This is a genomic window from Leptospira andrefontaineae, assembly GCF_004770105.1.
Lineage (GTDB): Bacteria > Spirochaetota > Leptospiria > Leptospirales > Leptospiraceae > Leptospira_B > Leptospira_B andrefontaineae.
Window position 1 is genome coordinate 246,465 of record NZ_RQEY01000019.1, and the last position, 13,184, is coordinate 259,648.

The window sequence follows — 13,184 nt, forward strand, 5'->3', positions numbered from 1 at the left end:
ATTAGAATTGTTTTAAGAATCTTAGATTGCCTGAATGTAAATAACGGATATCGTGGATCCCGTATTTCATCATCACTAATCTATCAAGTCCGAGCCCGAATGCAAATCCGGTCCATTCTTTAGGATCCAAACCGTTCAATTTGAAAACGTTCGGGTGAACCAAACCACAAGGCATTAGTTCCAACCAGCCGGATTGTTTACAAACGGAACAGCCACTTCCTCCGCAAACCTGGCAATTGATATCTAACTCGAATGCGGGTTCTACGAATGGGAAAAATCCAGGTCTAAGCCTGGTTTTTACTTCTTTCTCGAAAACTTTGGAAAGTAGGACTTCCATCGTATAAAGCATATTACCTGCGGAGATATCTTTTCCGACTACCATACCTTCTATCTGATAGAAAGATGTTTCATGAGAAGCGTCCACTTCTTCATAACGGAAGACTCGGCCAGGCCCGATGATCTTAAAAGGAGGTTTCAATTTTCTTAATGCACGAACTTGGATCGCAGAAGTATGTGTGCGAAGAAGGTTTCCATTTTCCAAATAGAAAGTGTCCTGCATGTCTCTCGCAGGGTGATCATCAGTAAAATTTAAAGCGCCGAAATTATTAAAATCTGTTTCTACTTCCGGTCCATCCCAGATCTCGAAACCCATCGAGGTAAAAATGTCCTCGATCTCATATTGAATTTTTGTAATAGGATGTAATGAGCCCGGCTCAGTTTCTCCCAAAGGACGAAGTACATCGAACCATTCTTTTTCGGATTGTTCTTTAAAACCTTTGGTCTTGAGATTTTCTCTGGTTTTGGAAACGATCTCTTCTAAATTTTTAGATAAGTCGTTTGCCTTTTGGCCCACAGTTTTTTTTTCTTCGATAGATAAGGAAGCAAGGTTTTTTAGTACTGAGGTAAGTTTTCCTTTTTTACCCAGATACTCGTTCTTATTTTTGTCAAGATCCGCTTCGTCGACGGAAGATCCGATCAACCGATTTGCTTCTTCAAAAATTTTGTCTAATTCTTCCGATAGATTCATTTTCTAGATCCGACCAATTCCTTCAATGAAGGATAAATTCCGCCGAAAGCCCCATTGGACATCGCTAGGATCAGGATTTTATCCTTCTCGAATTGGGGAAGGATTTTCCGAACTTTCTGGACCAGATCCTTAGGGTCCTTGCAGTAAAATGGAAGGGTGCCAGAATGTTTTGGAAGTTTCAAGATCAGCTTTTTCACGTCCAGACGGCTATCCTTAGCAACCTTTTTCAGATTATAAATTTCAGTAATCATGGTCACTGCGGAACCCTTAAAGGCAAAAGAATATTCCTTTTGGAAAACGTTTCGGTGAGAAGTAGCACTTCTAGGCTCAAACAAGCTGATAATTTTAAAACCTGGAAATCTTTGCTTAACAGAGCGGATCGTTTCTTCAACTGCCACAGGATGGTGTGCAAAATCCTCGATCAGAATACTTCTGGCGGAATCGAATAAGATCTCTTGTCTACGTTTTACACCAGGGAAGGATTCCAACGCATCTAATAACTTTTCTTTTGCCTTAGGAATATTTTCTTTTTTTAATATCTCTTCGCAAACCCTTAGGGCAACTTCTGCGTTTCTATAATTATGATTTCCGAAAAATCCAGGGCGAAGAAGTCTTTGGCCTGAGTATAATTCTCCCTTCTTCCGAGTGAGAATTGAATCCTTTTTATTAAATTCAAACGCTTCTGATTTAATGAATTTGGAAGCTTCTCCACAAATCCTTTTTAGATTAGCAGCACCTGCCCAATAATAAACTTTTCCGTTACCAGGCACAAGTCTCAATAATCGAGAGAACATTGTTTCGATTTCGCCTATATCTTTGAAAATATCTGCATGATCAAAATCTAATGCGTTCAATACTGCATAAGTAGGTCTATAATGTAAAAACTTAGATGCCTTATCGAAGAATGCAGTATCATACTCATCACCTTCGATTACGAAATAATTTCCGTCAGTAAATTCGAAACCCGGAAATCCATCCTTACGAATTCCACCTACGAATAACCCCGGATTCAATCCTGTCTCTTTCAGTAAGTGGTGGATCAAAAATGTAGTCGTGGTCTTGCCGTGAGTTCCTGCAACGACTACGACTTTTTTTCCGGCAAGAATATATCTCTCTAAAGCAGCGGACATGGAAACATATTCCAATCCCGAATTAAGGACTTCTTCTACTTCCGGATTTCCTCTTGAGGTTGCGTTCCCTACTACGATCAGATCCTTGTTTTTAACCCTCTCTGCATCAAAACCTTCCGAGTAAGGAATTCCCCACTCTTTCAATTTGTCAGACATGGGAGGGTACACTCCAGCATCGGAGCCGGAAACTTCATGACCTAGACTTCTTAACATAGAAGCAAGGTTCCCCATTGCTATTCCGCCTATCCCTATCAGATGGATTTTCAATTTAATAAGGTCCTAATGATATTATAAATGAATACAAAGAATAAAGAAATACTCAAAAGATAAGCACTTCCAAAAAGAAAGAATATTAGAATTTCCTTAGAGTCTACTCCGCTTACTCTTTTCATTCCAATATAGGAAAGATAAACAGAATACAAAAATGAAATTCCTATCAGTCCCAAATTGATCGGACTTGGAAGGATCCAAAACACGGAAGAAGCAGAGAAGGCCAAAAATGCGAGAGTCAAAACATCCGCTGCCGGATAATTCTCCCCTTTTGTACGATCCACTTTTCTATAAAATACCCGTACCACATCATACTGAGAAACTACAAAAAGTAAAACAGGATAGATGATAAGAGATGTTATGACTCCAGAGAACGGATTAAAATCTACCTCATCTCCGAAAACCAAATCTAAAATTATTTTAATCAGATTACCTGCAATTTTGGAGATTGGGGCAAGCACCCAAAGTGCATAATGTAATCTTAATAATTCTTTTCTACCTATGGAAGCATTTCTAAGATACAGATCAAAAGCTTCCGTAGGAGCTCTGAAAATTTTCTCTAAGAGTGAAAGTTTGGACTTTTCTACTTCCGTGAGTTCCGAGTTCGGTGTGATCAAAAACATTATTTTTTCCGAGAAGTATTTCCAGGTTTAGACTTATCAGGTTTTACAATTGCTTTTGCATCCTTGATCGCCTTGGCAGCCGTTTGGATTTGAGTAAACGCATTTGCCACTACATATACCGGAGGTTCTTTAAAATTAGAATTTATAATTCGGATGATCGGAGTCAGCTTTTTATCTCCGATGGTTGTCTCTTTATGGAAACGATATACGATCTCGTTCCCATCGGAAATCAAAACTTTTACACTCGCTAAGGAAAATTCGGACTTGTCCGCGTTAGGAGCCAAAATATTGCCTATACCGAATCCTGCTCCGTTCTCATCATCCGGAAAAGTTTCCACCTTCAAACCAGTCATGTATCTATATAGATCCTCTCCAAGCTTCGGTTCCAGTAAGATAATCTCTCCGGAAAGTCTACGCCAAAAATTCTTTTTAATACTATTGGATTCGAATGGGGTATTATCGATACGAATAGAAGTCCCGTTCTCATCTATATAAGAAATTTCTTTTACATATTCCTTATTCAAGGTCAGAATACTTTTTTGACGGAAATCTTGGGGACCTTTTTGGAATCTATCAAATAGATAGGAAGAAGAAGTTAAAATATTACGGACCGGTCCCTCATGTAAAATTACTCGAGTAGAACCCAAAGAATGTTTTTTTCCAATCCTCAAAGTTTTGGAAACATTCCCTGAATAGAAAACCAATTTAGGAGAATCTTCTCCGAGCTGCAAAGAATCTTTGATTTGGATCCCTTCTAAGATCTCTTCTGTTCCTTTTACTCTATAGGTCCCAAAATCTCTAACGGTATTGTCAGAATTATAACCGCCTTCGTATTCTATATCGGCGCCGGTCTCAGCATCTTTGTTTAATACTGTGAAAAATTTTTCTCCCTTCTTGATCCCTCCTTTCACAGAGATCGTAAAAGGTTTAGAATAAAATTTATCTCCGGTTCTTTCTACCCATTGTTCACTAGGAGGATAATATTCGATACGATCTAAAGATAGTTTCCAATATTCAATCTCTGTCGCATCTTCCTTAGTTTTTTCCAAAAGGAAGAAGGCCAGAAAAAGTAAAACGACTACTAAGCCGAGTAGATAAAGTTTATTACGCATTCTTCTGTCCGGCCTTTTTTCGTTTGATCACATAGATGGAGCCAAGACCTGCAATAAGCCCAGGGAATAAGAACATTCCTAAAATCCACACAGCTCTTTTCTGTCCGTCTGTTAAAGAAACAGTTTCAATCTCTTCTTTTTTAGGAGCGATCGCAGGAAGACTAACGTCTTGGTACATCCAAGTCACAGAAGCGCCGGCAAGTTCGTAGTTCGCCTCATAAGGAATATATTGATTTGTGATCCAAGAAGTTCCGGAATAGATCACGATCCTTCCTTCATCTTCTGATTTTGTTTCAGGTAAAGTAATAGGTGGTGTATTCGGATCTGCAGGAGGAACGACAGGAGTAGCAGATTTGGTTTTTAATACCAAAGCGATCGGAAGATTTTTTTTCTCTTCTTCCTTCTCTTGTTTTCCATTCCCATTCTTATCTAAGTAAACATCTCCACCGGTTTCTAAAAGTATTGAAGCATCTAACTTTATTTCGGAGGCATCTTTCGGAGGTTTCTGTTCGAAATATCCTCCGTAAGGAAAAACAATCCCTGTATCTTTTTTAGAAAGAGATTCTTCGATCGCATGATCTCTAAAAGCTTTCGTAAGGATCAAACCGGGTGCCCTACTCGGGCTTTGGGAAAGATTTCCTTTGGAAAAAGTATATCCAGCAGCTTCTAAAAGCCAATCGAAACTTTCCGCACCCCTTTGTTCTATAGTGATGAAAAGTTTTCCCTTCTTCTTAAAAACAAAATCCAAGATAGAAGCTCTTGCTTCGGGAGAGAACGGAACTGTAGGCCCAGCGATAACCAAAAATTCCGCATCATCCGGAATCTTAGAAGGCCAATTGTTCTGAAATCCAATTCCTGTGGATTTAAAATTCAAAAAGGATAATGCATCTGCAAAACGAACCAACTTTTCATTCGGAAGATTTTGGAAAGTTTGAGAATATCTTTCTCCATTTGCTTCCGTAAAATAAACTTTTCGTTCCTTAGTGGTAACGTTCATAAAAGCCTGAACCAATCTTCTTTCTAGATCTTCCAGCTCGGACTTATCTTTAACTCCGACCTTTTGTTCAGGATAAGGCCCTGCTGTTGCACCGGCTTTACGATAACGTATCAAAATATTGCCGTTTGAGACCTGCCCGAATTCGGCGATCTCGTCCAACTCAACATCTGCGTTGATAAACTTTACTTTGAATCCGGGATGAATAGAAACCATCTGGCTAAGTAAAATTTCAAGATCTGGGCGAATTCTTTTTAGAGCTAAAGAAGAACTTCCATCCGCATTTCTTGCGGTGCTGTCCAATGGGCGAGGATAAAAAGCAATTACGTCTACTTCTGCCCCTTCCGGAATTTCTTTTAGGATCTTCTTAGCTTCAATGGAGAAGGAATGAACTCCCTTGGAACTTAGATCGAAATTATGATTTCTCATTACGGAAATATAATTTGCTAATATTAAAATAAGAAGAAGTATCCCTGTTCCGAGGAAGAAATCCCGAACAAGGCTTTGTTTTCTTCCTTTCAGACTGGATTGGTTTTCAAAAGAACTTCTTTCCCATTCTCTTAATATTCCTAGGAATACACTTCCTAATACAAAGAGGACCAAGAAGACTAAAAGGAATTCCCTTAAGTTTGTGATCCAAACAGGAGCAGTTCCACCTTTTTGCAAAGAAAGATCTTCTAAATATACTCTCAGGAAATAAATCCCTAAAGATATAATGCCAAGTCCGGAAGAGATGAGTAAGTTGATTTCCTTATCTTCTTTTTTAGAACCTATATATGATAAAAATCCGGATCCGACAATTACAGATAGAACGATAATTGAAATTGCCCATCGGACTCCCGTGTTTGAAAAAGATTCGTAAACCGGGAAGAAGAGTAATAAAAATACGATGGCTGCCCAGGAAAGAACTCTGGAAATTAGATTTGATTTCATCCTCTCCATCTCCTAGATTCCAAAACTTTTACGGTCAGATACAAAAAGAAGATCGTTCCGCTGATAAAGAAAACGGTACTGCTCAAAGGGAGCACTCCTTTCGAAAAACTGATAAAGTGTGTGAATATATGCAAGTGGAACAAAACACTTCTTGTTGCAGCATCGAATAAATGAGAAAAGTATCCGATCACCCACAGAGTTAACAAGATCGCGATTGAGATCAAAAGAGAGATCATTTGGTTTTTTCCCAAACTGGATCCGAACAAACCTACTGCAAAAGTAAATAATCCGAGTAAGAACACTCCGATCGTCCCGGAAGCAACTATGTATAATGGAGCTTTCCAAAAGAAATATAAGAAGAGAGGAAATAGTCCATCTACTGCGATAGAGATGATCGCGCATACAAATGTTCCGAATAAAAACTTACCTACTACGATCTCCATATCCGAAATCGGAGCGGTAAATAATAACTCCAACGTCCCTCTGTTCTTTTCTTCAGTGATAGAGCCCATTGCAACGATCAACATCGCGATCAGCATCGTGCTCATGAAGGAGATAAAAGTAATGATCGTGGTCTCGGTGTAATTTGTTCCCGAGTTAAAATTCAGGATCAATACGAATAACGAATTTAAGAACGCAGTACCACCTAAAACCAAAGGGGCCAAGTAGGTACCGAAAAATACCCTGACTTCTTTCCAGAAGATCCATTTAATATTTCGAAACATGAATTAAACCTTGTTCATAAAGATTTGTTCTAAGGTCACATCCTGCTTACGAATAAATTCAGGCAGGATACCGGAAGAAGAAATTCCGGAATATAATTCTTCTTTAAACTTCCTTTCAGAAGAAGTGTTGATCAGAAAAGTAGAGCCAACTGAATCTTCTCCAACAAATTTGAATGTCGCACCCGACTTGTTTGCGATCCCATTCAGATAGATTTCAGTTTCCGATCTGGATTTTCCGGATAAGGTTACTTCTAGGCCGGAAAGATTTTCCATCTCTCTTTCTAATTCCTGGCGATCACATTGATATACCAATCTTCCCTTATGCAAGAAAAGAAATCGATTACATGTTTTGTAAACTTCAGGAAGGATATGACTCGAAAGAAGAATTGTATGTTTTTCTTTCAAACCGTGAATTAGATTACGAATTTCTACTATTTGTTTCGGATCCAAGCCGGAAATAGGTTCGTCCATGATGATAATTTCAGGATTTCCTAAAATAGCTTGAGCGATCCCTACTCTTTTTCTGAATCCTAGAGAAAGAGTTTCGATCACCTTCTCTCGTACTTGAGTAAGATCAGTAAGACCTAAAACTCGATTCAGTTCGGAAGAAATATCTTCTTCAGAGATCTGTTTGATCCTAGCTGCGAAAGTTAAATATTCAGCAACGGTTAATTCCGGATAAAGAGGAGGAGTCTCCGGAAGATAACCTATCTTCTTCTTCACATCAATAGGATGTTCGAATGTGTTAAGTCCGTTAAACTCACATAATCCATCGGTTGCCATTAGGTAACCAGTGAGTATCCGGATCGTGGTTGTTTTTCCTGCACCATTAAGGCCGAGTAAGCCTACAATTTCTCCCTCTTTGAGTTCGAAATTCAGACGATCAATGGCCAATTTCTCTCCGTAAAATTTGGAAAGGTTCCTTACTTTTATCATATTGTTTTCTGTCCGGTCCTACCGGAGATTAGAAGATATTTCTAATTAGAAGGGTTTTGGAAAGAATAACCTCATGCGGTCCCGACTAGGTCAATCATTTTCCCGGAGAATGACCGAACCATAAGGTTTTGAGAGATTTAAAGGAAATAAACGACTGTTTAATGGAACGGTCGTTCTTTACGAACGCTATTTAGGACGAAAAAGCTCTTTAAAAAAGAATTGCGAACCCAAGGCTGAACAGAAAAGCATCTTCTAACGACTTATAACAAGGCATTGTATGGCAGTAGCAAACTTTTTGAACGAAGCAAAAGCTCAAGGCAATAAACTATTTTTGCAATTCGGAGGCCAGGGTTCTCCTTGGTTGAAGGAACTTTCTAAACTTTACGAAACAGATCCTTCTTTAAAAGAATTATTTGATACTGCTTTCAAAGCTTTAGCGGAAGAAGTTCCTACCCTAAGAAAAGATATCATCTCTCAAGGATATGATTTCGAATCCTGGATCAAAAACCCAGAATCTGCTCCAGACGAAAATTACCTCTGCAGCGCTACAGTTTCTATCGTAGGTATCTTCCTCACTCAAACAGCAAATTACGTCTCCTTAGTTAATAAAGGTTTCACCACTTCTGAACTTATCGCAAATGCTTCCGGAGCAACCGGCCATAGCCAAGGGATCATTCCTGCAGTATTAGTTGCTTTAGGAAAAGAAGGCGCTGACTTCTACAAAGAATACACTAAATTTTTGAAATTCGTTCTATATCTTGGATACAGAGCTCAGGAACTTTACGGAATTTTCAATCCTTCTGAAGAAGTTCTAAAAGGTAATGAAGAGATCGGAGACAAACAACCTGCTCCAATGGTTGCAGTCATCGGTTACAGCGCTGCTGAACTTTCTGAAAGAGTTCAGAAAACAAATGCAGAACTTGGACTCAGCGGAACTAAAGCAATTTATGTTTCTCTATTCAATACTCCTGACTCAAATATCGTTTCAGGAAATCCGGAAGCTCTTCTTGCTTTCCGTAAAAAGTTCAAAGCAGAGATGGATGAGAAAAAAGTAAAATTCGTCTACTTAAGAACTACTGCACCATTCCATTGTCCAATTATGGACGAGTCTGAAAAGACTGTTCCAAAAGATATGGAAAGAATCGGATTCAGCTACAAAGGTTCTGATCTAAAGATCCCTGTTTACTCTATCTTTGATGGAAGAAACTACCAAAACGAAGCGGATATCAGCTTACCTTTATTCAGAGAAGTTCTGATCAAAGCTCTTTACTGGGACAAAGCGATCACCACTTTCGTTAAAACTCCTAAGTTAGTCGGTATCGATTTTGGGCCGAGCGTTGTTTCTCAAAAACTAACTCAAGCAAACTTGGGAACTTCCGAGAACAAAATTTACAGTGCATCCAGCCCGAAAGATATTAAGGTACTTTTGGCTTAAACTTTCCGATCTAGGGAATTCTCCCTTCGGATAAGAAAAGACTCCGCCATGGATTCGGTTCCTAAATTACTAAGAACCTCGATTCGGCGGTTGTCTTTTCTCTTTCCGGAAACGCTCAGACGAAAACTTCTATTCGATGTTCTTGCTCCCTACAGAGAAAAAGAACTTCCTCTTTTAGGAAGATCTGCTTTTCAAACAGGTCAGTACTGCGAATTACAATTTTGGAAATTTCTAAAAGAACCACATCCTGAATTTGATATTTCCAATCAGTTCATTTCTCCCAAACAGAAATCCTTACTCAAAGATATCGCAGGTAATCTTTTCCCGGATGTAAAACATGCAGGATACAAGGATTCTAAAACCAGATCTTATCTAGATTCAAAACAACCTGTCAGAGGCGCCTGTGTTAGAACAAAATTTTTCGACACTAGAGCGGACTTTCTCATTCCACAGGAAGAAGGTTGGCAGGTAATTATCATCAAGGCTTCTTCTTCCGCTAAAAGAACTCATATCTCGGAACTTTCATTTATAAGAATGGTTTTGGAAGAGGCGGGATATAAGGTAAGTTCTACACAAGTATGGACAGTAAGTTCTGAATATACTTATAATGGAACGGAAATAGATCCGAATCGACTATTTCACAAAAAGGATTGTAGCAAGGAAACTTTGGCAAACCTGGAAGACACCAAAGAAAAAGCATATAATCTACTGGAAGTATTAGAAAAAGATAAAATTCCTTCCATTACATTCTCTAAACATTGCGATCATCCCAGAAATTGTATCCATCCGGAATCATGCTATTCTGACTCTCCTCCTGGAGATCTTTTCACATTAAGAGAAGGAAAAGAATTAACCCTTACTCTTTGGAATCAAGGGATCCGAAACCTATCCGAAGTAGAGCCTGATTCCGAATTTACTCATCGCCAAAAAATACAAGTTGAAGCCATAAAAACAGGAAAAGAGTATTTAGATAAAGAGTCACTTCTGTCATATCTAAATCAGTTAAAGTTTCCTTTATATTGTTTGGATTTCGAAACGATCAATCCGCCTGTTCCTGTTTATAAGGATACACATCCGTTCCAGCATGTCCCTTTTTTATATTCTTTGCATGTGATCCGAAAAGATCTAAAAGAAAAGCCGGAAGAATATACTTATATAGATGATCACGATAAGGATCCAAGACTTGGTATATTGGAATCTCTTTCTTCTCAAATCAAACCCGGAGGGACCATTCTTGCATTCAATGATAGTTTCGAAAAACGTTGTTTAAAAGAATCCGTCCAAGCTTATCCAAAATATAAAGAATGGTTCCAATCCATAGAACCCGATTTTTCGGATCTAGCAAAACCATTTTGGGATTACGATTATTATCATCCTGCCCAAGAAGGAACCACTTCTTTAAAGGTTGTTCTTCCTGTTCTTACCGGAGCAAATTACAAAGAACTTACAATCAATGCGGGTCATATAGCTAACTCCGAATTTTTAAGGATCAAAACCGAGAACGTTTCGGACCAGGAAAGAAAAAGAGTAGAGGCTGATCTGATCGCTTATTGCAAGATGGATACCTATGCTTTAATCCTGATCCTTAGGGCTTTAGCCGAGAAGTTAAACTGGCCCGGAAATTTATAATAAATCCTTCCGGATCGATTCTACTGTAGGAATTCCAACCAAAATCGGACTTGTCGGGAGGGGTCCAGCGATTTCCCTATCCTTAGAATGGCGGCTCAAAAGAACATAAAGAAAATCGTATTAGCATATTCCGGCGGATTGGACACATCCGTAATTCTTACCTGGCTTAAGGAAACCTACGGTTGTGAAGTGGTAGCATTTACCGCTGATGTGGGTCAAAAAGAAGAGCTCACTGGCTTGGAAGAAAAAGGGATCAAGACCGGGGCCTCCAAAGTTTATATAGAAGATCTTCGTTTAGAATTCGCAAGGGACTTTATCTATCCTGCAATCCAAGGAAACGCGATCTACGAGATGAGATACTTGCTCGGAACTTCCTTAGCAAGACCATTGATCGCAAAAGCAATGGCAGAAGTTGGCAAAAAAGAAGGAGCTGATGCATTCGCTCACGGCGCGACTGGAAAAGGAAACGACCAAGTTCGTTTCGAGTTAGCTTTCAAATCATTAGCCCCAGAAAAAGAAATTATAGCTCCTTGGAGGACTTGGTCCTTCGGAGGAAGAGCCGACTTGATAGAATACGCAAAATCTAAAGGTATCCCAGTACCTGTGACAGCTTCCAAACCATACTCTATGGACAGGAACCTAATGCATATTTCATACGAAGGCGGAATATTAGAAGATCCTTATAGAGAGCCGAACGAGGATATGTTCCTTCTTACTGTTTCTCCGGAGAAGGCACCGGATTCTCCAGAATACGTAGAACTTGACTTTGTTGAAGGGAATTGCGTAGCAGTGAACGGTAAAAAAATGGATCCTTACGAAGTAGTGGACACACTAAATACAATTGGTGGAAAACACGGTATTGGAAGAGTGGACATCGTAGAGAACAGACTTGTTGGAATTAAATCTAGAGGAGTTTATGAAACTCCAGGCGGAACAATTCTATTCCATGCACATAGAGACCTAGAATCCATCACGATCGATAGAGATACGCAACATCACAAAGATAAATTGTCCGCAGAATTTGCAGAGTTGATCTATAATGGGCATTGGTTCTCTTCTCGAATGGCTGCAGTTAGAGCATTCATCACTGAAACCCAGAGATTCGTAACCGGAACAGTAAAGGTCAAACTATATAAAGGAAACTGCATAATCGTAGGAAGAAAATCCTCCGTTTCACTTTATAATCCTGAAATGGCAACTTTCGAAAAAGAAGAATTGTATAATCAAAAAGATGCCGAAGGTTTTATCAACCTATACGGATTACCTGCTAAAGAAGCTGCAAGGCTGAGAAAAAAATGACAAGAATTGCTGTTTATCCTGGCTCTTTCGATCCTTTAACTAGAGGACATTTGGACATTCTCCATAGGTCAGTAGGTCTATTCGATAAGGTGATCATAGGTGTCGCGGTAAACTCCAATAAAAGTTTTCTTTTTTCTATCGAAGAAAGGATCGAATTCATCAGAGAAGCAACCAAGGGTTGGGAGAATCTTGAAATCGACACTTTCGAAGGGCTGACGGTTGACTATTGCAAAAAGAGAGGAGCTAAAAGTATCATCAGAGGACTAAGAGCAGTCACTGACTTTGATTACGAATATGCGATTTCTTTAATGAATAGGAAACTTGCTCCGGAAGTAGAGACAATCTTCTTAATGTCCTCTAATGACTACTCTTTCGTATCTTCCACAATTGTAAAAGAAGTGGCAAGACATGGAAGAGATGTATCCGCTCAAGTTCCGGATCACGTTAGCAAAGCATTACTTAAAAAATTATACAACAAGTAACTAAGGAATAAAAATGGCTAGAACATTTATCATGATCAAACCCGACGGAGTGAAAAACAAACATGTCGGCGATATCCTACAAAGAATCGAAAAAGAAGGATTCAAAATTTTAGGACTTAAATATCTTAAACTTTCTCTAGAAGATGCAAAACAATTCTATAAAGTGCATTCCGCTCGTCCTTTCTATAATGATCTTTGCAGCTATATGTCTTCTGGACCGATCGTTGCAGCTGCTTTAGAAAGAGATAATGCAGTTCTACATTGGAGAGACGTGATCGGAGCTACAGATCCTAAAGAAGCTGCTGCAGGCACCATCAGAGCACTATTTGCAGAAAGTAAAGAAGCAAATGCAGTGCATGGTTCCGACTCGGACGATAATGCAGCATTAGAGATCAGCTTCTTCTTCAAAGGAAACGAACTGTTCTAATAGAACCGATCTTTACTTTTATAGACCCAGTGTCCCTAAACAGGCCACTGGGTTTTTTATTATTATCTTCTAATATAGAACAACCTAACATTCGTTCTATATAAAGGGCCTTAATGACCGACGTTCTTGTCGGAGAAAAAAATCCGGATTATAACGAATTTT

At 39.0% G+C, this 13,184-nt stretch carries 12 protein-coding genes; 5 read left to right on the forward strand and 7 right to left on the reverse strand.

Going from position 1 to position 13,184, the window contains the following annotated elements:
* Position 1: 1 nt before the first annotated feature.
* The 7 genes from pheS to EHO65_RS15290 are packed head-to-tail and all read right to left on the reverse strand — an operon-like array spanning position 2 to position 7,750.
* Positions 2-1,027 (reverse strand): phenylalanine--tRNA ligase subunit alpha, encoded by a 1,026-nt coding sequence (gene pheS / locus EHO65_RS15260; RefSeq protein WP_135775425.1) that lies wholly within the window; start codon positions 1,025-1,027, stop codon positions 2-4.
* On the reverse strand, positions 1,024-2,424 hold the full coding sequence (locus tag EHO65_RS15265) for a UDP-N-acetylmuramate--L-alanine ligase (protein WP_135775426.1): 1,401 nt from the start codon (positions 2,422-2,424) through the stop codon (positions 1,024-1,026). The genes pheS and EHO65_RS15265 overlap by 4 nt, the downstream gene beginning before the upstream one ends.
* Complete coding sequence (locus EHO65_RS15270; RefSeq protein WP_135775427.1) at positions 2,421-3,050, reverse strand: hypothetical protein; 630 nt, start codon at positions 3,048-3,050, stop codon at positions 2,421-2,423. The genes EHO65_RS15265 and EHO65_RS15270 overlap by 4 nt, the downstream gene beginning before the upstream one ends.
* Positions 3,050-4,162, reverse strand: a complete 1,113-nt coding sequence (locus EHO65_RS15275) for a DUF4340 domain-containing protein (protein ID WP_135775428.1) — start codon at positions 4,160-4,162, stop codon at positions 3,050-3,052. The genes EHO65_RS15270 and EHO65_RS15275 overlap by 1 nt, the downstream gene beginning before the upstream one ends.
* Positions 4,155-6,089: a motility-associated ABC transporter substrate-binding family protein gene (locus EHO65_RS15280; protein WP_135775429.1), complete on the reverse strand. Its 1,935-nt coding sequence runs from the start codon at positions 6,087-6,089 to the stop codon at positions 4,155-4,157. The genes EHO65_RS15275 and EHO65_RS15280 overlap by 8 nt, the downstream gene beginning before the upstream one ends.
* A complete protein-coding gene (locus tag EHO65_RS15285) occupies positions 6,086-6,814 on the reverse strand; it encodes an ABC transporter permease (protein ID WP_135775430.1) in 729 nt (242 codons plus the stop codon). The genes EHO65_RS15280 and EHO65_RS15285 overlap by 4 nt, the downstream gene beginning before the upstream one ends.
* 3 nt (positions 6,815-6,817) lie before the next feature.
* Positions 6,818-7,750 (reverse strand): ABC transporter ATP-binding protein, encoded by a 933-nt coding sequence (locus EHO65_RS15290; RefSeq protein ID WP_135775431.1) that lies wholly within the window; start codon positions 7,748-7,750, stop codon positions 6,818-6,820.
* A 277-nt stretch (positions 7,751-8,027) separates the two neighbouring features.
* On the opposite strand from EHO65_RS15290, the gene EHO65_RS15295 reads away from it, so the two are divergent.
* The 5 genes from EHO65_RS15295 to EHO65_RS15315 all read left to right on the forward strand — a co-directional run bounded on the left by EHO65_RS15295 (position 8,028) and on the right by EHO65_RS15315 (position 13,022).
* Positions 8,028-9,185, forward strand: coding sequence for an ACP S-malonyltransferase (locus EHO65_RS15295; protein WP_135775432.1), 1,158 nt, complete (start codon positions 8,028-8,030; stop codon positions 9,183-9,185).
* A 48-nt stretch (positions 9,186-9,233) separates the two neighbouring features.
* Complete coding sequence (locus EHO65_RS15300) at positions 9,234-10,814, forward strand: DUF2779 domain-containing protein (protein WP_135775433.1); 1,581 nt, start codon at positions 9,234-9,236, stop codon at positions 10,812-10,814.
* 87 nt (positions 10,815-10,901) lie between these two features.
* Entirely contained in the window at positions 10,902-12,113 is a 1,212-nt protein-coding gene (locus EHO65_RS15305; RefSeq protein WP_135775434.1) for an argininosuccinate synthase, read from the forward strand.
* Positions 12,110-12,595 (forward strand): pantetheine-phosphate adenylyltransferase, encoded by a 486-nt coding sequence (gene coaD, locus EHO65_RS15310; protein ID WP_135775435.1) that lies wholly within the window; start codon positions 12,110-12,112, stop codon positions 12,593-12,595. The genes EHO65_RS15305 and coaD overlap by 4 nt, the downstream gene beginning before the upstream one ends.
* 13 nt (positions 12,596-12,608) lie before the next feature.
* Positions 12,609-13,022, forward strand: a complete 414-nt coding sequence (locus EHO65_RS15315; protein ID WP_135775436.1) for a nucleoside-diphosphate kinase — start codon at positions 12,609-12,611, stop codon at positions 13,020-13,022.
* Positions 13,023-13,184: the final 162 nt, after the last annotated feature.